Origin of the sequence: Arthrobacter sp. 7Tela_A1, assembly GCF_049311065.1 — a bacterium.
Classification (GTDB): domain Bacteria; phylum Actinomycetota; class Actinomycetes; order Actinomycetales; family Micrococcaceae; genus Arthrobacter_B.
This window is the reverse complement of the sequence record NZ_JAXIOO010000008.1, coordinates 44,476-65,516: the sequence shown is the minus strand read 5'-3', so window position 1 is coordinate 65,516 and position 21,041 is coordinate 44,476. Positions and strand designations below refer to the sequence as shown.

The window sequence follows — 21,041 nt, the reverse complement described above, 5'->3', positions numbered from 1 at the left end:
TTTTGCGACTCGCGCCCCGCCGGGGAGGTTTTGTCACCGCTTACCCGGCGGCAACCCTGATCCGGTTGCGCCAGGGATCTTCAAAGCGCAGTTCCGCGCCCGTGTGATGACTGGAAATACCGGCGGTCTTCAGCCGGTCAGCCAGCGCTCCGACGTCGTCCTGCCCTGGAACCCGGATGAGCACCTCACCAAGTCCGAGCGTGTCCTTTCGGGGGCCGGCGCCGCGGCTGTTCCATACATTCATTGCCATGTGATGGTGGTAGCCACCGGCGGACACGAACAGTGCCTGGCCATGGAAATCCGCTGTCCGCTCAAAGCCCAGGATCCCCACGTAGAACTCGGCCGCGGTGGCGGTGTCGCCAACCTGCAGGTGCACATGCCCTACTCCGGCTGCTGCTGCGGCAACCCGCGACACGGCCTCTTCGGAGAGGTGCTCCTCGAAATACCGCTGCGGAGGAAGCGCCAGGGACGCCATCCGGACGGTCCTGCCTGCCGCCGTCGCATCCCAGTCCCACGCCTCCCGGGGACGGTCCCAGTAGAGTTCGATCCCGTTGCCCTCGGGATCAGTGAAATAGAAGGCCTCGCTGACCAGGTGGTCCGCGCTGCCGACATAGGCGGAAGGATCGAACTGTGCCGCCTTCACCACCGTTGCGGCAAGGTCTGACTGGGTCTCGAACAGGATCGCCGTATGGAACAGCCCCGCCTCACCCCGCGAGGCCACCTGCAGCCCCTGCGCGGGCGCCAGGTGCACCAGGGGCTCCGTCCCGCGTCCCAGGTACAGGCCGCCGTCAGCCTCTGCAACGACCTCAAGTCCCAGCGCGTCACGGTAGTAGCCCCCGACCCGCTCCATATTGCCCACCTTCAGCATCACGGTGCCCATGGCAAGGTCGGCGGGCAGGAGATCAGGACTTAGTTGAACATTCATGTAAATAGCTTACTTGAAGCTTCACGTATTTCCCAGCGGGCCTGTGCAGCCTCGATCGCGGGAAGCAGGCGCAGCTCGCAGGCGACGCGGGACGAACAGCGCCGTTCATGCTGCGGCACTCCCCCGGCAACCGCCGAGAAAGGCCCGGATCGCGTCCTGGCCTTCAGGGCTGTCCTGCGGGCGGTGGTTGCCGCCGGCTGCGATGTGCTCTGCGCCGGTGGATTCGAGGAAGGCTGCGACTTCTTCGTACAGCGGTTCCCAGCCGCCTGTCAGCACGAGCGTCGGCACTCCCGGAACGATCTCCAGCGGCGCGTCCCACGGCGGGGCCTGCATCCTCCGGCGTGCTGCTGCCTTCGCATCGGCTTCACCCGCAGGGCGGGTCTCGGGGAGAAAGACGAGGCGCCTGTGCTCCTGGGCGAACTCGTCGTCACTCAGGTGCGGTGCCCGGCGGAACAGCGGTTCCAGCAGTGAACGGTGGGCTGCCGTAGCCGGAAGGTCCCGTGTCAGGGAAAAGACCGCCGGCTCGCACAGTGTCAGGGAGAAGACGCGGCCCGGCTGCTCAACGGCCGCCATCATCGCGCAAATGGCGCCCTCCGCGTGGGCGACAACATGGCCGCCGTCCCCGAGGGCGGCAAGGACGGAGTCAGTGTCGGTCCGGTGACTGGTTGGCGCCGGCGGCAGATCCGGGTGGTAACCGTGCCGGCGCAGGAAAAGGCAGTCATAACTGCGCGCCAGTGCATGCTGCCCGCGCCACGCGGCCGCACCGAAAGATCCGTTTCCGTGGACAAAGACAATCCGCTGCTGGGCCATCCGGCCAGCTTATCTCCGGGAGCCCGGGCGTGCTCTAGCCGAGCAGGTGGGACACCTCGGGAAGCTGCGGCATCATGGCTGGTATTCCCGTCCTGGCAGGCAGGCCTCCCGGGATCATCTGTCCGTCGACCAGCTCCGCCACGGACTGCGTTTCCAGGGCCGTCAGCGCTGCCGCCAGCCGGGCCACTCCTGCCGGCTTGAGCAGCCTCGTGCACGCATCAAGGGAGAGGAACCTGGCATGCACGGTATCGCCGGCGGCCCGAAAGCCGGAACTGGCGGCCGGCAGCGATCCGCCGTCGTACACGAACGCCAGGCCGCCGGCCTCCTGGGCCGAAGTGACCGCACAGTCGAACACAAGCATCCTGCCGGCAGGAATCCGCTCACCCAGGACGGAGGACAACGCCCGTGCAGCCGCAGCCCGGGGGTCTTCACCCGCTTTGACGACGGCGCCCGGCAGTCCCCAAGGCCCGTCGCCTGCACGGACGGCAAGAACGGCACCCATACTGTCGCGCACGAGGGCGGCGGCGTCGACCCGGCGGCGGAAGACGCCGCCGTAGAAGCGGGCCAAACCCGAAGCTGCCACGTTCTTTCCTCCCTGTACGGATCACTTCACGGTTGCGGTGAAGCCTATCCGTTGGGTGGAGGAATGACAGCTCTCAGGTCAGCCGGCTATTTCCCGAGGAACTTGTCGAAGCCCTTGGGAAGGTTCAGGGACGACGGGTCGAAGTCCCCGCCCTGCTGTCCGAAGGCCGAACCGGCGGGCAGGGACTTGCGTGCCCCGGCGCGGCGCGCCTCGGCCTCCGCCAGTTCCTGGGCAGCCTTGGCCGGGTTGCCGGAGCGCGCCTTCTTCTTGCCCTTGGCCGCCTGCTGCTTCTTGCGGCCGCCGCCGAACCCGCCAGGGCCGGCAACTCCCGGCATTCCCGGGATGCCGCCGCCGGCAGCCATTTTCTTCATCATCTTCTGGGCCTGGGCGAAGCGCTCGAGCAGGCCGTTGACCTCTGATACGTGGACGCCGGAGCCGCGGGCAATGCGGGCACGGCGGGAACCGTTAATGATCTTGGGAGCCACGCGTTCGTGCGGCGTCATGGAGCGGACGATCGCCTCGACGCGGTCGATTTCGCGCTCATCGAAGTTCTCCAGCTGCTCACGCATTCCGGCGGCGCCGGGCATCATCATGAGCATCTTCTTCATGGAACCCATGTTGCGCAGCTGCACCATCTGGGCGAGGAAGTCGTCCAGAGTGAAGTCTTCCTGGTCGGCGAACTTCTTCGCCATCCGGGCAGCTTCATCCTTGTCCCAGGTCTTCTCCGCCTGCTCGATGAGGGTGAGGATGTCGCCCATGTCCAGGATGCGGCTGGCCATGCGGTCCGGGTGGAAGACCTCGAAATCCTTCAGGCCTTCACCGGTGGAAGCAAACATCACGGGCTTGCCGGTGACGGAGGCAACGGAGAGCGCGGCACCGCCGCGGGCATCGCCGTCGAGCTTGGTCAGGACAACGCCGGTGAAGTTCACGCCTTCGTTGAAGGCCTGCGCCGTGGCAACGGCGTCCTGGCCGATCATGGCGTCGATGACGAAAAGCACTTCGTCCGGCGTGATCGCTGCGCGGATGTCGGCGGCCTGCTGCATCAGTTCCGCATCGACGCCCAGGCGTCCTGCGGTGTCCACAATGACGATGTCGTGCAGCTTGGTGCGGGCTTCCTCAACACCCTGCCGGGCGACGGCGACCGGATCGCCGGTAGCGGCTTCGAATTCCGAACTGACGCCGGGGTGCGGGGCGTAGACCGGCACGCCGGCGCGTTCGCCGTTGACCTGCAGCTGCTTGACAGCGTTGGGGCGCTGGAGATCGGCAGCGACCAGCAGCGGGCTGTGGCCCTGGTCCTTGAGGTAACGGGACAGCTTGCCCGCCAATGTCGTCTTACCAGCGCCCTGGAGGCCGGCGAGCATGATCACCGTCGGCGGGTTCTTGGCCAGGGAGAGACGGCGGGTCTGGCCGCCGAGGATGCCGACGAGCTCTTCGTTGACGATCTTGACGACCTGCTGCCCCGGGTTCAGGGCCTGCGAAACCTCAAGACCGAGGGCCCGCTCCTTGACCGATGCGGTGAAGGCCCGGACCACGGGCACCGCGACGTCGGCGTCGAGGAGGGCACGGCGGATTTCCCGCACTGTGGCATCGACGTCCGCTTCGCTCAGACGTCCCTTGCCCCGCAGGTTCTTGAACGTGGAGGTCAACCGGTCAGACAGTGAATTGAACACGCGCTGCGCACTTCTTTCATCGGGTAGTTCGCCATGTTTGCCAGGCCCAGCTGTTAAGGGTACCAAGCGCGGGTGGGTATTCACCGCATGGCCCTTACACCAAAGCACCCCCGGTGGCACGCTGGAGAAATGGCTGATGAAGGCATCCGCGAAACGCGTGTCCATACCCTGCTGATCCTTGGCGCCACCGGTGATCTGTCCCGCCGCCTGTTGTTGCCGGGGCTGGCCCGGCTGATCGCCGGTGGGCGTGCGCCCGGACTGGTGGTAGTCGGCTCCGGGTCCCGCGACTGGACCCGGGAGCAGTGGCAGGACCGGGTGAGGGAGGCTTTCCGCTCCGAGTACGACGACGCCGATATGGACGGGCAGCGCGAACTCTCGGCCGCGGTCCAGCGCAGCAGGTACCTGCAGATGGACTTGTCCCGGCCGGACGATCTGGGAGCCTCGCTGCACACCTTCGATGTTCCCCTGGCCGTGTACTTTGGGCTCCCCCCGGCGCTGACCCTTTCGGTCGTGCAGGGGCTCAACCGCGACGACCTTCCCCCGAATACCCTGCTGGTCCTGGAAAAACCCTTTGGAACGAACCAGTCCTCGGCACGTGAGCTCAACCGGCTCCTGGCGGACCTGGTACCGGAAAAGGACATCTTCCGGGTAGACCATTTCCTCGGCATGACAACCGTCATGAACCTCGTAGGCATGCGGTTTTCAAACCGGTTCCTGGAACCCGTATGGAATTCCCTGCACATCGAAAAGATGGAGATCCTGTTTGACGAGCAGCTGGCCCTCGAAGGCCGGGCAAAGTACTACGACAGCGCGGGGGCCCTGGAAGACATGATTCAAAGCCATCTGCTGCACACGATGGCCTTCATGGCGATTGGCCCGCCGGCCAGCCTGGGTGAAAGGGACCTGCGCGATCTGGTGGCGGCCGTCCTCCGGGCCTCATCAGTGCCGGAGGACTTTCCCGCCAGCACGCGGCGTGCCCGCTACACAGCCGGCGTCATTGAGGGCAAGGAAATCCCCGGCTATACCGAATCCCCGGGGGTAGACCCCCACCGGGGCACGGAGACCCTCGCTGAGATCGAAATCGCCATCAATAACGAACGCTGGGCAGGGGTCCCGTTTATCCTCCGCTCGGGCAAGGCCCAGGCCCGGCGCCGCAAAGAAGCTGTCGTCACCTTCCGGCCGGTCAACCACCTGCCCGGAGGCTTCACGGGAGATACCGCGCTCCCGTCCCGGCTGAGGATCTCCTTCAACCCGGCCTTTCTGGAACTGGAAATGAACGTCAACGGCCCTGCGGACATCTTCAAGCTCGAACGCAGCTCCCTGACGGCAGAACTGCATGCCTCCCGGCTGACCGCGTACGGAGAAGTCCTGGAGGCCGTTCTGGAAGGAAACGAACTGCTCTCCGTCCGCGGGGACGTTGCCGAGGAATGCTGGCGGATCGTGGATCCCGTGCTCGCCGCCTGGCGGGAAAACAAGGTCCCTCTGCAAACCTATGCTGCGGGCACGGAGGGTCCCCGGGACTGGAACACCAGCCGCAGCAACCCGTAGCCCTCCGGCTTTGCCGGCACGTTGACGGAGCCGGATAACGAGGAAACCTCCCGGCCGGGGCCGGGAGGTTTCCTCTGGGAGATGCCGGTTTGTGGAGAACCTACAGTGCGGAGTCACCCCGCTCGCCCGTCCGGACGCGCAGTGCTTCTTCGACATTGGTCACCCAGACCTTGCCGTCTCCGGCCCGGCCGGTGTTGGCAGTGGAAACCAGGACATCCACGATGTCGTTGACCCATTCGTTGGCGGCCAGCACCTCGACGCGCAGCTTCGGCAGCAGATCGACGGTGTATTCCGCGCCGCGATAGACCTCAGTGTGTCCGCGCTGGCGGCCGTAGCCGCTGGCCTGGCTGACCGTCAGGCCCTGCACTCCGTAGCTTTCCAGGGCGCCCCGGATGGCGTCGAACTTCTCGGGCCGGACAATTGCGGTGACGAGTTTCATGAGTTGATGCTCTCCTTGGTGGCAGCGGGAACGGTTTCGGCCATGGGGCGGAAAGTACCGCCGACGCCGACGCCGCCGAGTTCGTAGGCGGTCTCAGCGTGTTCGCTGAGGTCCACGCCATTGATTTCCTGCTCCTCGGAAACCCGGAAGCCGATGGTCTTGTGGATAGCCAGGCCGATGATGAGCGTCATCACCGCTGAGAAGAGGATAGCGACGATGGTCGCAACGATCTGTGCACCCAGTTGGGCGAAGCCGCCGCCGTAGAACAGGCCACCGCCTTCGCCGTCGACCGGCAGTGCAATGAAGCCGAGGGCGACAGTGCCGATCAGGCCGGCGACCAGGTGGACGCCAACGACGTCGAGGGAATCGTCGTAGCCGAACTTGTACTTCAGACCCACCGCGAGGGCAGAAACGATGCCGGCGACGAGACCGAGGGCCAGGGCACCGAGCGGCGAGATGCTGGCGCAGGCCGGGGTGATCGCCACGAGACCGGCCACGATGCCGGAGGCAGCGCCGAGGGACGTCGGACGGCCGTCGCGGACACGTTCGGTGATCAGCCAGCCGACCATTGCGGCGGCGGGAGCTGCCAGGGTATTCACCCAGATCAGGCCGGCTTCCTCCGCAGTGCCCGCCGCGCCGCCGTTGAATCCGAACCAGCCGAACCAGAGCATTGCTGCACCGAGCATGACGAACGGGATGTTGTGCGGACGGTGGCTCGGATCGGAGCCGAACCCGCGGCGCTTGCCGATGATCAGTGCAAGGACCAGGGCCGCTACGCCGGCGTTGACGTGGACGACGGTGCCGCCGGCAAAGTCGATGGCTTCCCCGACCACGGAACCAATGGCTCCTTCTTCACCGAGCAGGCCGCCGCCCCAGACCATGAACGCCAGCGGGCAGTAGACCAGGGTGACCCAGACGGGGACAAAGATTGCCCAGGCACTGAACTTGGCCCGGTCTGCGATCGCACCGCTGATGAGGGCGACGGTGATGATGGCGAAGGTGGCTCCGAAGCCGGCACTGATCATGTCTTCCGTACCGATCAGGCCTTCAAGGCCGAAGGAAGCGAAGGGGCTGCCGAAGAGCCCGGCAATGCCGTCTCCCCCGGTCATGGAGAAGCCCCAGAGAACCCAGACGACTCCGACAAGACCAATGGAGACGAAGCTCATCATCATCATATTGAGGGCAGCCTTGGCCCGGGTCATACCACCGTAAAAGAATGCCACTCCGGGAGTCATAAGCAGCACGAGTGCCGCCGATATCATCACCCAGACGTGACCTGCTGTCAGATCCATCTTCGCGTCCTTCCACATTTGTGCGGGCATCTCCCGCCTGGAAAGAACTTTGCCCGGGTCAGGTTTCGGCCTTCGGCCGCCCGGATTGCCGGAAGGTTACAAAGATGCCGTCCGTGTAAAAGACCAGTGACGGAAAAGTTTCAGGCACGTTACCCGGCGATGGGAACTTGCCGGGGATGTTGAGTACAGGGCTTGCAGGCGGCGCGCGGATAGTATGTAGGCGACTCCCGTCCCCGTCCTGAGGAACTTTTCCATGCCCCAACAGAATCCTGCGCGCGGAAGCCGTGCACAGCAGCCGGACACGAACGGGGCCCAGCCGCCCAGGCGCCTCCGCCGCGCAGACCCCACTAAGGCTCGCAGGAAGAAATGGATTGCCGGCGGCGTCGCGGGCGCCGTCCTGCTGACGGCTGGAATCGCCGTCCCTCTCGCCCTGAACTCTTCCGAGGGTGAAAAAGTCTCAATTGCCGCTGCGGCCACTTTGCCCCCGGAGCCGGAGTTCGCCTATTACAACCAGGCCGGCCCGCCCGAGGGATCTCCCCTGAATGCTGTAGACCCGCTTTCGCTGGATATCAGCGCCACGACTACCGGCACGTCGCTGCCGAAGGGTTTGGTCGGCCTCTCACTCGAGGCAACGGACCTGGCGGATCCCGCGATGTCCGGCGACAACCCCGAAATGGTGCAGTCCCTCAGCGGCCTGGGACAGCCCCTGCTGCGTTTCGGCGGAAACGCCGTGGACCGGAGGTTCTTCTGGACCTCGGCCAATGAGCCGATTCCCGGCAATCTCCAAGGAGACAAGGCACATCCCGTTCGCGCAGTGACGCCCGCGGATCTGGAACGGGTCAACACGCTCCTAACGGCTCTTGACGCCACCATCAACCTCACTGTGGATCTTGGCAATTACGATCCTGCCCGTGCCGCAGACATGGCCGCCCATGCCGACAGGATCTTCGGCGACCGTCTGGTGGGAATCACGATTGGGAATGAGCCCAATGGCTACGCAAGCAACGGCCTGCGTGATTCCGGCTGGACCATCGATGATTATTTCGTCGAGCTGAAGGCCTATGCCGATGCGATCTATGCGAGTGCACCAGATGTCGCCATCGTAGGGCCGGGCGTTTATGCGCACTCTTGGTGGGAACCGTTTGCCAACGTAGACCTGCCGCAGAAGAAGATCTTTTCGTTCCACCACTACCCGCTTTCCACGTGTGACGGGAAGAATGACCCAACGGGAGAGCCCATACTGGCCAACCTGATGAGCCAGAACATTCATGACCACGCGGACTATTACCGCGGAGAAGCGCTGAAACCGGCTGACGCCGCAGGCTTGGAAACGTGGCTGACTGAAACCGGCGTCTCCGCCTGCCCGGGTTCCAACGAAACGACCAAGACCCACGCTTCAGCCCTGTGGGCGGCTGACTACTCCATCAGTGCCGCCCAGCTTGGCATCACCAGGCTGAGCTTCCACAGTTCGCTGCTCACCTGCCAGGGCGGCCCGCCCATGTCCGCCATCTGCGCCGGGGGTGCCTATCTCCAGCCCAACGGGGTTGTCGAGGAACGAGCCAATTTCTTCGGTCTGTCCATGATCGCCGAGATGGCGCCGGGCCAGTTCCTGCAGGTCAGCGAGGAAGGCGGGGGTCTCAGCCACTCCTACGCCGTCCATCACGACGATGGAAGCATCAGCGTTGTCCTGGTCAACGCCAACAACCCCGAGACGGACGCCCAGATGCAGGTGAGCCTGAAGCTCCCGGCCAAGCCCCTGACCGCGGCGATGACCCAAATGACCGGAGCCTCCTATGCCTCTGAGGACAGCACCGTGATCGACGGGCAGAAGGCCGAGCCGGTCCCGGTCACAGAACGGCTGACCCTGCCCGGGTTCGCCTACGGCTCGGAGACACAGGAATTCGCCCTGACCGCCGGAACCGTGACTGTCCTGAACTTCACGTTCCAGGAGTAGCCCCGCAGCAGACACAGAGAGCTCCCCGCACCATCCGGTGCGGGGAGCTCTCTTTGCGCGGGGTGCCGGGACTGCCGCTTGCTAGGACAGGAGGGCGTCCACGAAGGCTTCAGCGTCGAAAGGTGCCAGGTCATCCGGGCCTTCGCCCAGTCCCACCAGCTTGACCGGAACACCGAGGGTGCGCTGGATGGCGACGACGATACCGCCCTTGGCCGTCCCGTCGAGCTTGGTCAGGACGATGCCGGTGATGTTCACGACCTCGGCGAAGACCTTGGCCTGGGTGAGGCCGTTCTGGCCTGTGGTGGCATCAAGAACCAGCAGGACCTCATCTACCTCGGCCTGCTTCTCGATAACGCGCTTGACCTTGCCCAGCTCGTCCATCAGGCCGACCTTGTTTTGCAGGCGGCCGGCGGTGTCGATCAGCACTGTGTCGACTTCGCCGTCGATCCCGGCCTTGACCGCCTCAAAGGCCACGGACGCCGGATCGGCGCCGTCGACGTCGGAGCGCACCGTGGGAACTCCCACGCGCTGTCCCCACGTTGCCAGCTGTTCGGCGGCGGCGGCACGGAAGGTGTCGGCTGCACCGAGCAGGACGTCCTTGTCTTCGGCCACGAGCACACGTGCCAGCTTGCCCACGGTGGTGGTCTTGCCCACGCCGTTGACGCCAACAACCATGACGACGGCAGGCTTGTCGGCATGGCGGTCCACAGCCAGGGAGCGGTCCATGGACGGATCCACGAGCTTGACCAGCTCTTCGCGAAGCATCGCGTGGACCTCTTCGGGGTCGCGGCTGCCGGAAATCTTGACCCGCTCGCGCAGGGCGTCGACCAGTTCCATGGTCGGTTCGGTGCCAAGGTCAGCCAGGAGCAGCGTTTCCTCGATCTCGTCCCAGACGTCCTCATCGATCTTGTCGCTGGACAGCAGGGTCAGCAGTGCCTTGCCGAGGGCGTTGTTGGATTTGGCCAGCCTGGCGCGGAGCCGGGCCAGGCGTCCCTGCACCGGTTCGGGGGTCTCCACGACGGGCGCGGGGGTTTCCGCTTCTTCGAGGTCCCGAAGGTCATCCGGGACGATCACCGACGAATCGGGTTCCGCTTCGGCGGTTCCCGGCCTGTCCAGGACGGCGGTGCTGCCTCCTGGCTGGTCGTCAGCGTCGCGCGTCGCGGGATACATCCCCTTCGGCGTACGCCTGGTTCGTACCAGCAGGGCCGCCAGGGAACCGATCACGGCAAGCCCAATGACCACATAGATCACAATCGAAAGAGTCTCATTCACGCTTTCCAGCATGTCATACGGCACCGTGCCCCGGCACCCGTCCGGCAACTGCCGCCGGCTTGGATATGCCTCACGCGGACGGGCGCAAACCCCGCGGACTCTGCGAGAATCAAAACATCATGGCCAGCACACCCCGCATTCCCATTCCCCGCGAAATCAAGGTCCTCATCGCTGCGGCCTTCCTCATTGCCCTCGGCTTCGGCCTGGTGGCGCCGGTGCTGCCGCAGTTTGCGCAGAGCTTCAACGTCGGCGTCGCTGCCTCCTCCGTAGTCGTCAGCGCCTTCGCCTTCACCCGGCTGGTGTTCGCGCCGGCAGGCGGAGCGCTGCTGGAAAAGCTCGGTGAGCGCCCGGTCTATGTGATGGGCCTGCTGATCGTCGCGCTGTCCACCGCGGCATGCGCCTTCGCCGGCAGTTACTGGCAGCTCCTGATCTTCCGGGGACTGGGCGGTATCGGTTCGACCATGTTCACGATCTCCGCCATGGCACTGATCATCCGGCTGGCACCGCCGGCCATCCGCGGCCGGATCTCGGGCGCCTATGCCTCATCCTTCCTCCTGGGCAACATCGGCGGACCCCTCCTCGGCGGACTGCTGGCCGGTTTTGGCCTGCGGGTTCCGTTCCTCGTGTATGCACTGGCATTGCTGGTCGCGGCCGTGGTCGTGGCGTTCCTGCTCCGCGACGCCGGCGGCACCGGTGCCTCAGACGGAACAGCTCCCGAACGCGTGCACCTTTCCGTACGGGAGGCCCTGTCCGACTCCGCTTACCGGGCGGCGATGGTCTCCAGTTTTGCGAACGGCTGGTCATCCTTCGGCGTGCGCAACTCGCTGCTGCCCCTGTTCGCCGCCGCGGTGCTTTCCGCCGGTCCGGAAATCGCCGGCATCTCCCTGACGGCGTTCGCGGCCGGGACCGCGCTGGCGCTGACCTTCTCCGGCCGGCTGGCCGACAGCTGGGGACGCAAGCCGCTGGTCATCACCGGCCTGGCAGTCAACGCAGCGGCGACGGCGGCGATCGGCTTCTCCGGGACCGTGGCAATGTTCCTGGTCGTCTCCGCCATCGCCGGACTCGGCACCGGGCTGCTGAACCCGGCGCAGCAGGCCGCGGTGGCCGACGTCGTTGGCAGCGGACGCAGCGGCGGCAAGGTGCTGGCAGCCTTCCAAATGTCCGCTGACACCGGAGCCATCATCGGCCCCATTTTGGCAGGCGTGCTCGCAGACCAGCTGGGCTACACCTGGGCCTTCGCAGTCACCGGAGCGGTGGCCGCGCTGGCGTTGCTGATGTGGCTCTCCGCACGCGAAACACTGGCTCCGGAGCAAAGGTTGGCCCGGACCCGCGGAAGCCGCACTACCATCGAGGAATGAAGCCCTTCCTGCTGCTTGCCTCCCGCGCCGAAGACGACGCTGCGGAGGAAGAGTATGAGTCCTATCTCCAGTTCGGCGGCCTGCGGCCCGCGGAGCTGCACCGCGTCCGGCTGGAGGCAGCGCCCCTGCCGGACATTGACCTGGACCAGTACAGCGGCATCATCATTGGCGGCAGCCCGTTCAATTCCTCGGATCCGGACGAGTCCAAGACGCCCCTGCAGCTCCGGGTCGAAAAGGAGCTCAGCGCTCTGCTGGACCGCGTCGTCGCCCGGGACTTTCCCTTCCTGGGGGCCTGCTACGGGGTCGGGACGCTCGGCCGCCACCAGGGCGCCGTCGTGGACCGGCAGTTTGGTGAAGCCATCGGGGCGGTTCCCGTCACGCTCACTGCCGATGGCCGGGCCGATCCGCTCCTGGCCGGGCTGCCCGGGACGTTCGACGCCTTCGTGGGCCACAAGGAAGCGGTGTCCAAGCTGCCTGCCCACGCCGTGAACCTGGCCGGGTCCCCCACCTGCCCGGTGCAGATGTTCCGTGTACGGACAAACCTCTACGCAACCCAGTTCCATCCCGAGCTGGACGTCGCCGGGCTGCTGACGCGCATTTCGGTCTACCGCAATGCAGGGTATTTCCCGCCTGAAGAGGCCGAGGCCGTCATGGACTCGGTCCGGCCAGCCAAGGTCGACGCACCACCGGCGATCCTGCGCAATTTCACCGCCCGCTACGCGCGGTAGCCGGTCAGACTCCTGCTTTGTCCAGCCGCTGGCTGATGACGGCCGACACGCCGTCCCCGCGCATCGAAACGCCATACAGCGCATCGGCTACTTCCATGGTCCGTTTCTGGTGCGTGATGACGATCAGCTGGCTGGATTCGCGCAGTTCCTCGAAAATCGTGATGAGCCGGCCAAGGTTGGTGTCGTCCAGGGCGGCTTCTACCTCGTCCATCACGTAGAACGGCGACGGCCGCGCCTTGAAAATCGCCACGAGCAGCGCGACGGCGGTCAGCGAGCGCTCACCGCCGGAGAGCAGCGAGAGCCGTTTGATCTTCTTCCCGGCCGGCCGGGCCTCCACCTCGATGCCCGTGGTCAGCATGTCCTGGGGATCCGTCAGCACCAGACGGCCCTCACCCCCGGGAAAGAGCCGCCCGAAGACCCGCTCGAACTGTACGGCCGTGTCCCGGAACGCCTCGGCAAAGACTTCCTCCACCCGCTGGTCCACTTCACGGATGATGTCCATCAGGTCCTTGCGGGTAGCTTTCAGGTCCTCCAGCTGGGTGCTCAGGAACTTGTGGCGTTCCTCCAGCGCCGCGAATTCTTCCAGCGCCAGCGGATTTACCTTGCCGAGCGAACTGAGGTCCCGCTGGGCACGTTTGAGGCGCTTTTCCTGCTCAGCCCGAACGTAGGGCACCCCCTCGGTGACCGGATTCCCGTCGTCGTCCACTGCGACGTGAAGCGCTGCCCATTTATCAGCGGTCTCTGTGGTCCCGGCGGGCACGGGCACCAGCTGGTCAGGCCCGTACTCGGCGACCAGACGGTCGGCAGTGATGCCCAGTTCCTCAATCGCCCGCGTTTCCAGAGCCTCGATCCGCAGCCGCTTTTCCGCCCGCAGCAGCTCATCGCGGTGCACCGAATCCGTGAGCTTCGCCAGCTCCGCCGCTGCTTCAGCGCTGGCACTCCGTACTGTCGTGAGTTCAGCGTCCCATTCGGCCCGGACGGCTTCGGCGCGGTCCCGCTCGGCGGCGGCTGCTTCGAGCGAAACGCCGGCCCAGCGCGCGGCCTGGGCAGCCGCCTCGGCGACAGCGGCGGCGCGGCCTGCCTGCGCAGCCCGGATCCGGGCCCGTTCAGCCGCCGCTGCGCGGGCCCTGCGCTCAGCCGCTGCTGCCCGTTCCAGCGACTCTGCACGGCCCGATACGGCCGTCAATTGCTCCTGGGCCGACCTCAGGGAGAGCCTGGCATCCATTTCTGCCTGCCGTGCCTGCGCAGCGGCCAGCGCCAGCGCATCCCGCCGCTCCGTCGAAGGCTCTTCCGCATCCTCACGCACCCCCTGGGCCGCAGCCAGCCGTTCAGTCACAGCCGCGAGAGCCTGCTGTTCACGGGAGAGGTTCTCCTGCGCATCTGCAGCCAGGCGGGTGAGCCGTTCTGCCTCCCCCGACGCCGAGCGCAGCACCGAACCGAGTGCGCCGAGCCGTTCACCCACAGCGGCCAGCCGTGCATCCGAGTCATGGAGTCCGGCCAAGGCTGCGTTCACGCGCACCTGGGCTGCTTCCCGCTCAGCCGCGGCGCCGGCAATCGCGAACCTCGCTGCCTCCGCCCTCGCCGTCGCTTCGGCAAGGCGGGCTTCCGTCTCTTCGACGGCAGCCTGGACTTCGATCAGCCCCGGCGCAGACGGGGAGCCACCGCGGGCACTGAACGCGGACAGCAGGTCGCCTTCGACGGTGACGGCCGTCAGGTCCGGAGCCTCGGCCAGCACCGCGGCAGCGGCCTCCAAGGTGTTCACGACGACGGCGCCGCGCAGCAAAGCGCGCACTGCAGAATCTGCCCCGGGTGCCGCCTGCACTACCTCCAGGACATGGAGGCAACCCTCAGGCAGCACCGGCATCCCACCGTGGCCGGGCGCGGGCAGCGATGCAGCGTCCCCTGCGGCCAGGACCAGGGACACCTGTCCTCCGCCGGATTCCTTGAGCAGTCTCAGGGCAGCCAGCGCAGGTTCCGTCCCGGATACTGCGAGCGCCTCAGCCGCGGGCCCCAGGGCCGCGCTGACGGCGCGTTCGTACCCCGGGCGGACGGTGAGCAGATCAGCCAGGGGCGCCAGGACGCCGTCGAGCCCTGCCTCCTGCAGTTCCTGGGTGCCGTCCTTCCGGTCCAGGCCGACCGCGAGTGCATCCCGCCGCGCGGTCAGGGTGTCCCTGTCGCGGACTGCAGCGTGCTCCTCGGCCTGCAGCTCCCGGACCCGTTCCTCAATCGATGCGAGGACGGCGGAGGCTTCTTCATACTCCGTGTCCAGGCTTTCTTCCGCGGCCTCGGCTCCTGCGGCCTGTTGTTCGAGTGCAGTGAAGTCCTCCTCGGCCCGGCGCCGCCGTTCCTCGCCCTGGGCGATGGAGGCGCGCAGCCTGCCCAGTTCCGCCTCTGCCGCTTCCACGCGCGAGCGCGCTGCCGCGACGGAACCGGCCAGCCGTGCCAGGCCCTCCCGGCGGTCGGCGGCGGCCCGGAGAAGGGAGGTGAGCCGGCGCTCCTCGGCGGCTGCGTCCTCCTCCGCAGCGGCGCGGATCTCCATGGCGTCTTCGAGCACGCCTTCACGGTCTTCGACCTCGCGGGAGAGCTCTTCGGCTTCCGCGCGCACCCGGGCGGCCTGCGCCTGCAGCTTCTCCGGGTCCCGGCCCGGATCGGGCGCCGGTTCGTCTGATCCCAGCAGCCGGCGGCGTTCCTGCGCAAGCGCTGCCAGGGCACGCAGCCGCTCAGCCACCGTGGACAGGGAGTACCAGGTGTCTCTGGCCGTGTTCAGGCGCGGAGTCGCAACGGCAGCCAGCCGTTCCAGCTCTGCCAGCCGGGCGCCCTGGGCCTGGACTGCCTGCTCGACGTCCTTCCGGCGTTCCCGAAGCGCGTTCTCGGCAGCCGTATCCTGTTCGACGGCGGCGGTGAGGGTCACGATGTCGTCGGCGAGCAGGCGGGCACGGGCATCCCGGACGTCCTGCTGGACCGTCTTGGCGCGCCGGGCAACGGCGGCCTGTTTGCCCAGCGGGCCGAGCTGGCGGCGCAGTTCCGACGTCAGGTCGGTCAGGCGGGCCAGGTTGGCCTGCATCGCGTCGAGTTTGCGGACCGTCTTTTCCCGGCGGCGGCGGTGTTTGAGGATGCCTGCGGCTTCCTCGATGAACCCGCGCCGGTCCTCCGGAGAGGCGTGCAGCACTTTGTCCAGCTGCCCCTGTCCGACGATCACGTGCATCTCCCGGCCCAGGCCGGAGTCCGAGAGCAGCTCCTGGATATCCAGCAGCCGGCACGGGGCCCCGTTGATCGCGTACTCGGATCCTCCGGCACGGAACAGCGTGCGGGAGATGGTGACTTCGGAGTACTCGATCGGCAGGGCGCCGTCGGCATTGTCGATGGTGAGGGAGACCTGGGCACGGCCCAGCGGAGGCCGCCCGGATGTGCCGGCGAAGATGACATCTTCCATCTTGCCGCCGCGCAGGGTCTTGGCCCCCTGCTCCCCCATGACCCAGGCCAGGGCGTCCACCACATTGGACTTGCCCGAGCCGTTGGGGCCGACGACGGCGGTCACCCCGGGCTCGAACTCGAAGGTGGTAGCCGACGCGAAGGATTTAAAGCCCCGCATCGTGAGGGTTTTTAAGTGCACTGGCCTCTGTCTCTCGTTTGTGGAAGATTCCCTAAAGCCAGGCGGTGCCCCACACTTAACCGCAGTACTCGCAGAGCGTAATCCTGGATTTCGCGCGTTCCGGGCCGGGCAGGAAAGTAGGCTTCTACAAGAATCATATGGTTCGACAGCTCCGTTGCGGGCTGCGACCGGGCCCGGAGAGCGATCTTTTTGGCAGTAGACAAGGCAGGCATTTTGAGCGGGAACTTCAACTTCCACCACACCGACACCGCACTCCTGAGCGTCAAGAGCGTAGAAGCGCCCGTGGTGGTCACGTCACAGGAGTTCGATGAGCGGCTCTCACCGTCCCTGAAACGGCTCCGGCTGTCCAAGGGTCTCCTGGAACGGGTGGCCGGGGTCAGCGAGCGCCGCTGGTGGGCGCCGGGATCAACGTTCGAGGACGGCGCCATCGAGGCGGGCGCCAAGGCAATGGCCGAGGCGGGGGTTGAGCCCTCCCAGATCGGGCTGCTGATTAACACCTCCGTGACCCGCAAGAACCTGGAACCGTCGGTCGCCGTGAAGATCCACCATCATCTCGGACTCCCGTCCTCGGCACTGAACTTTGACCTGGCCAACGCGTGCCTCGGTTTTGTCAACGGCATCACCATGGCCGCCAACATGATCGAGTCGGGCCAGATTGACTATGCCCTGATCGTCGCCGGCGAGGACTCCCAGGGTGTGCAGGAAGCCACCTTCGGGCGTCTGAACCGGGAAGATTCCACCCGCCAGGACTACCTGCGGGAGTTCGCGACGCTGACCCTCGGCAGCGGCGCAGCAGCCGCAGTGATCGGCCGGGCCGGCGCTAACCCCGGTTCACACCGGATCCTGGGCGGGGTATCCCGTGCCGGAACCGAACACCATGAGCTCTGCGTCGGCGGTGAAGGCGGCATGTACACCGACACCAAGGGCCTGTTGGAGGGCGGGCTCGACCTTGTGGTGACCGCCTGGCACGAAGCCCAGCACAACGGCTGGGACTGGAGCGGCATGGACCGCTACGTCACCCACCAGGTGTCCAACTCCTACACGAACGCCATCATCAAGGCAGTGGACCTGGACCGGACAAAGGTGCCCATCACCTTCCCCCGATGGGGCAACGTGGGGCCCGCGTCCCTGCCGATGACCCTGGCCCGGGAAGCCCGGACCTTGCATCCCGGGGACCGGGTGCTGTGCATGGGCGTGGGATCAGGCCTGAACACCACCATGATGGAAATCGCGTGGTAACTGAGCTTTGGCCCGGTGTTCCGGCCGCCTGGTCCCGCTCTGTCCGGGTGCCCTCCACCGCGGCTGTCGACCGTCCCGGAACCGTCCATGAGTGGCATCTGCTCGATAACGCTGCGGACCTTGAGTCCAGGGGCGCAGAACCCGCCGGGACTCTGCTCTGCGTCCATGGCAACCCCACCTGGTCCTATCTGTGGCGTTCCCTGATGGCCGCCGGCAGCGCGGCGGAAAAGCCCTGGCGGGTCATCGCCGTTGACCAGCTGGATATGGGTTTCTCTGCCCGGACCGGGACGTTCCGCCGTCTGGCCGACCGCATCACGGACCTGGACAACCTCACCTCTGCCCTGGAGCTCTCCGGACCGGTCGTCACGGTTGGGCACGACTGGGGAGGGATCATTTCCCTCGGCTGGGCGCTGCGGCACCAGGAACAGCTTGCCGGGGTGGTCCTCACCAACACCGCCGTGCACCCGGCCGGGTTCTCCCTGCCCCCTGCCCTCCGGCTGGCCCTGCACCCGGCGGTCCACGGGTGGGGCACCGTGAGCACGGATGCCTTTATCCGCGTCACCCATTCCCTCGCCCAGCCCGCCCTGGCACCGGAGGTGCGTGCCGCCTTTGCCGCACCGTACCGCGGGGCAGGCCGCCGGGCCGGCGTCGGAAATTTCGTAGCTGACATCCCCGCCGATGAAACGCACCCCAGCTACCGTGCCTTGGAGCGGGTCGCCGAGGGAATCCGCCGGCTCAAGGTCCCGGCGCTGGCACTCTGGGGGCCGAAGGACCCGGTGTTCTCGGACCGCTACCTGCGCGACCTGCAGGACCGGATGCCGCACCTGGACGTCCACCGCTACGAAGGCGCAGGGCATCTGGTCGGAGAGGACCGCGACATTGCGGGCCCGATCCTGGCCTGGCTGGATTCCGCTGCCGGACAGGCGGCGAAAACGCCCCAGGCCGGAACGCCTGCGCAAAGTCCGGACGCGTTCCGTCCGATGCTCGCCGAACTGGACGAGCGCAGCGAGGACCATTCCCCCGCCGTCGTCGACATGGCCCCGGCTGCGTCCGGGAAAGCGCCCGCGGTCCTGTCCTGGGCCGAACTGGGGGTCCGGGTCAATGCCCTGGCCGCCGGGCTGGCGGGCATCGGGGTCCGCCCGGGAAGCCGGGTGAACCTGCTGGTTCCGCCGGGCAGCGAACTCACCACTCTCATCTACGCCTGCCTGCGGCTGGGCGCCGTAGTGGTGGTCGCCGACGCAGGTCTTGGGTCCAAGGGCCTGAGCCGTGCCATCAAGGGCGCGGGGCCGGACTTCATCGTGGGAATCGAACGCGGCCTGACCGGCGCACGGATCTTCGGCTGGCCCGGCCTCCGTGTCCTGGCAGGCGATGCTTCCCCCGCCAAGCGCCGCCTGCTGGGCGCAGCGCACACGGTGGCGGAACTGACCGCAGCAGGCACCGGACAAGCCGTCCCCAACTGGCAGGTCGATCCCGACGCCGACGCCGCCGTGCTCTTCACCTCCGGTTCCACCGGACCGGCGAAGGGGGCCGTCTACACCCACCGCTGTCTCGCGGCCATGCGGGATACCCTGCGCCGCACGTACAACCTGAAGGCGGGGTCCTCCCTCGTGGCCGGTTTCGCACCGTTTGCCCTGCTGGGACCGGCACTGGGCGCCACGTCGGTGACGCCGGACATGGATGTCACCGCACCGCGCACCCTGACCGCCGCTGCCCTGGCCGATGCCGCTGCAGCTGTGCAGGCCACCACGGTGTTCGCCTCCCCTGCCGCACTGGCCAATGTGCTGGCCACCGCCGGGGACCTGAACGCCGCCCAGCGCACCGCGCTGGCTTCGGTGGAGCTGCTCTTGTCCGCCGGCGCTCCCATCCCGGAACCGCTGCTGGCCCGGGTGCAGGACCTGACTCCGGCTGCTGCCCTGCACACCCCCTACGGGATGACCGAAGCCCTGCCGGTCACGGACATCAGCCTGGAACAGATCCGCAAGGCCGGCACCGGCAACGGTGTCTGCGTGGGCACAGCCGTGGCAGGTGCCCGGGTGGCGATCGCGCCGCTGTCCGCAGACGGAACGGCCGGCAGCGAGATTTCCGAAGCGCACGGGATCACCGGTGAGATCCTCGTGAGCGCACCGCATGTCAAAGACCGCTATGACCGGCTCTGGATCACCGAAGCGCACAGCAGTTCGCTGCCGGGCTGGCACCGGACCGGGGACGTGGGCCATTTCGACGCCGACGGCCGGCTGTGGGTTGAAGGCCGGCTGGGCCATGTGCTCACCACCCCGGCAGGGCCGGTTACTCCGGTCGCCGCGGAGCAGGCTGCCGAGTCCGTGCCCGCTGTCCGGCTCGCTGCCCTGGTTGGCGTGGGTCCGGCCGGAACGCAGGTACCGGTGGCCGTAGTAGAGACCGCTGACGGTGTCCGCAGGGCCGGACCGGCCGAGGAGTCCCTGGCCTCTGCCGTCCGCGCCGCCGTCGCGGAACGCTGCGGATTGGACCTGGCCGCCGTGCTGGTGCTGCCGCAGATGCCCACCGACATCCGCCACAACTCCAAGATTGACCGTTCAGCCCTGGGCACTTGGGCCGGCCAGGTCCTGGCCGGTGGGCGGATCACGGCACCGGGGCCGCGCCGATGAGCCGGCGGATCCTCGTCACCGGTGCCAGCGGCCTGCTCGGCGGTGCCGTCGCCGGCGTCCTGGCCGGGCAGGGACACTCGGTGCGTACCCTCCAGCGGCGCCCCGCAGCCGTTCCCGGCCTGGAGTCCGTGTCCGGTTCCATCACTGACCGCACGGCCGTGGACACAGCCATGGCGGGAATGGACGCCGTCGTGCACCTGGCGGCGAAGGTGTCCTTCACCGGTGAGTGGTCCGAGTTCCAGGCCGTCAACATTGAAGGCACCCGCAATGTCCTGGACGCGGCCCGGGCTGCCGGGGTACGCGACGTCGTGTTTGTGTCCTCCCCCTCGGTCGCCCACTTCGGTGAGCCGATTGCCGGCGCCGGGGCAGGAACCGCGGATCCGGAGCGGGCCCGCGGGTACTACGCCCGGTCCAAGGCCGCCGCGGAGCTGCTGGCGCTGGCTGAGGATTCCCCGGGCTTCCGGGTGGCTGCCGTCCGGCCGCACATCGTCTGGGGGCCCGGTGACACCCAGCTGGTGGAACGCGTGATGGACCGGGCGCGCTCCGGGCGGCTGCCCCTGCTCGACGGAGGCGCTGCCCTGATCGACACCACGTACGTGGACAACGCCGCAGCAGCCATTGCCCGCGCGCTGGACCGGATGGAATATGCCCACGGGCAGGCGCTGGTGGTCACGAACGGCCAGCCGCGCATGGTCCGGGAAATGATCAGCGGCATCTGCGCTGCCGCCGGCATTCCGGCGCCGTCCCTCAGCGTTCCCGGCTGGCTTGCGCGAGGTGCCGGCAGCGTTCTCGAAAGAGCCTGGCTCGCCGCCGGATCCCGCGGACTCGTGGAGGACGAACCTCCCATGACCCGGTTCCTCGCTGAGCAGCTCTCCACCTCCCACTGGTTTGACCAGCGGCTCACCCGGGCGGTGCTGGACTGGGAGCCGGAAGTCTCCGTCGAGGAAGGCATGGCCCGGCTGGCCAAGCACTACGCCGCATAGGAT

15 protein-coding genes are annotated in these 21,041 nt (G+C 67.1%); 7 read left to right on the top strand and 8 right to left on the bottom strand.

Features of this window, described 5'->3' with window-relative positions; translation table 11 throughout:
- Positions 1-40: 40 nt before the first annotated feature.
- From TVB01_RS05395 to ffh, 4 genes are all read right to left on the bottom strand, one after another.
- A complete protein-coding gene (locus tag TVB01_RS05395; RefSeq protein ID WP_422454712.1) occupies positions 41-925 on the bottom strand; it encodes a VOC family protein in 885 nt (294 codons plus the stop codon).
- A gap of 105 nt (positions 926-1,030) precedes the next feature.
- Entirely contained in the window at positions 1,031-1,735 is a 705-nt protein-coding gene (locus tag TVB01_RS05390) for an alpha/beta fold hydrolase (RefSeq protein WP_422454710.1), read from the bottom strand.
- A gap of 34 nt (positions 1,736-1,769) precedes the next feature.
- On the bottom strand, positions 1,770-2,318 hold the full coding sequence (locus tag TVB01_RS05385) for an NUDIX domain-containing protein (RefSeq protein ID WP_422454708.1): 549 nt from the start codon (positions 2,316-2,318) through the stop codon (positions 1,770-1,772).
- 86 nt (positions 2,319-2,404) lie between these two features.
- Positions 2,405-3,988: a signal recognition particle protein gene (gene ffh / locus TVB01_RS05380; RefSeq protein WP_422454707.1), complete on the bottom strand. Its 1,584-nt coding sequence runs from the start codon at positions 3,986-3,988 to the stop codon at positions 2,405-2,407.
- 129 nt (positions 3,989-4,117) lie between these two features.
- On the opposite strand from ffh, the gene TVB01_RS05375 reads away from it, so the two are divergent.
- Positions 4,118-5,536: a glucose-6-phosphate dehydrogenase gene (locus TVB01_RS05375; RefSeq protein WP_422454705.1), complete on the top strand. Its 1,419-nt coding sequence runs from the start codon at positions 4,118-4,120 to the stop codon at positions 5,534-5,536.
- A 100-nt stretch (positions 5,537-5,636) separates the two neighbouring features.
- Here TVB01_RS05375 and TVB01_RS05370 read toward each other — a convergent pair whose 3' ends face one another.
- Positions 5,637-5,975, bottom strand: coding sequence for a P-II family nitrogen regulator (locus TVB01_RS05370; RefSeq protein WP_227895521.1), 339 nt, complete (start codon positions 5,973-5,975; stop codon positions 5,637-5,639).
- Positions 5,972-7,267: an ammonium transporter gene (locus tag TVB01_RS05365; protein ID WP_422454703.1), complete on the bottom strand. Its 1,296-nt coding sequence runs from the start codon at positions 7,265-7,267 to the stop codon at positions 5,972-5,974. The genes TVB01_RS05370 and TVB01_RS05365 overlap by 4 nt, the downstream gene beginning before the upstream one ends.
- Before the next feature lie 253 nt (positions 7,268-7,520).
- Here TVB01_RS05365 and TVB01_RS05360 point away from each other — a divergent pair, with 253 nt between their 5' ends.
- Positions 7,521-9,221 carry a hypothetical protein gene (locus tag TVB01_RS05360; protein ID WP_422454701.1) on the top strand — a complete coding sequence of 567 codons (1,701 nt, stop codon included), beginning with the start codon at positions 7,521-7,523 and terminating at the stop codon, positions 9,219-9,221.
- An 81-nt stretch (positions 9,222-9,302) separates the two neighbouring features.
- Here the strand turns inward: TVB01_RS05360 and ftsY are convergent, their stop codons facing one another.
- A complete protein-coding gene (gene ftsY, locus TVB01_RS05355; protein WP_422454699.1) occupies positions 9,303-10,493 on the bottom strand; it encodes a signal recognition particle-docking protein FtsY in 1,191 nt (396 codons plus the stop codon).
- Positions 10,494-10,612: 119 nt separating this feature from the next.
- Here ftsY and TVB01_RS05350 point away from each other — a divergent pair, with 119 nt between their 5' ends.
- Both TVB01_RS05350 and TVB01_RS05345 read left to right on the top strand, forming a co-directional pair.
- Entirely contained in the window at positions 10,613-11,851 is a 1,239-nt protein-coding gene (locus TVB01_RS05350) for an MFS transporter (RefSeq protein WP_422454697.1), read from the top strand.
- Entirely contained in the window at positions 11,848-12,579 is a 732-nt protein-coding gene (locus tag TVB01_RS05345; protein ID WP_422454696.1) for a glutamine amidotransferase, read from the top strand. Before TVB01_RS05350 ends, TVB01_RS05345 begins: the two co-directional genes overlap by 4 nt.
- A 4-nt stretch (positions 12,580-12,583) precedes the next feature.
- On the opposite strand, the gene smc is transcribed toward TVB01_RS05345, so the two are convergent.
- Positions 12,584-16,192 (bottom strand): chromosome segregation protein SMC, encoded by a 3,609-nt coding sequence (gene smc / locus TVB01_RS05340; protein WP_422454695.1) that lies wholly within the window; start codon positions 16,190-16,192, stop codon positions 12,584-12,586.
- Between the two features lie 213 nt (positions 16,193-16,405).
- Here smc and TVB01_RS05335 point away from each other — a divergent pair, with 213 nt between their 5' ends.
- Genes TVB01_RS05335 through TVB01_RS05325 form a run of 3 tightly spaced genes read left to right on the top strand, consistent with a single transcriptional unit; the run spans position 16,406 to position 21,038 of the window.
- Positions 16,406-17,431 carry a 3-oxoacyl-ACP synthase III gene (locus TVB01_RS05335; RefSeq protein ID WP_422454693.1) on the top strand — a complete coding sequence of 342 codons (1,026 nt, stop codon included), beginning with the start codon at positions 16,406-16,408 and terminating at the stop codon, positions 17,429-17,431.
- Entirely contained in the window at positions 17,425-20,055 is a 2,631-nt protein-coding gene (locus TVB01_RS05330; RefSeq protein WP_422454692.1) for an alpha/beta fold hydrolase, read from the top strand. The genes TVB01_RS05335 and TVB01_RS05330 overlap by 7 nt, the downstream gene beginning before the upstream one ends.
- The gene (locus tag TVB01_RS05325) at positions 20,052-21,038 is read left to right on the top strand and encodes an NAD-dependent epimerase/dehydratase family protein (RefSeq protein ID WP_422454691.1); all 987 of its coding nucleotides are present in this window, start codon (positions 20,052-20,054) and stop codon (positions 21,036-21,038) included. Before TVB01_RS05330 ends, TVB01_RS05325 begins: the two co-directional genes overlap by 4 nt.
- The last annotated feature ends 3 nt before the right edge of the window (positions 21,039-21,041 follow it).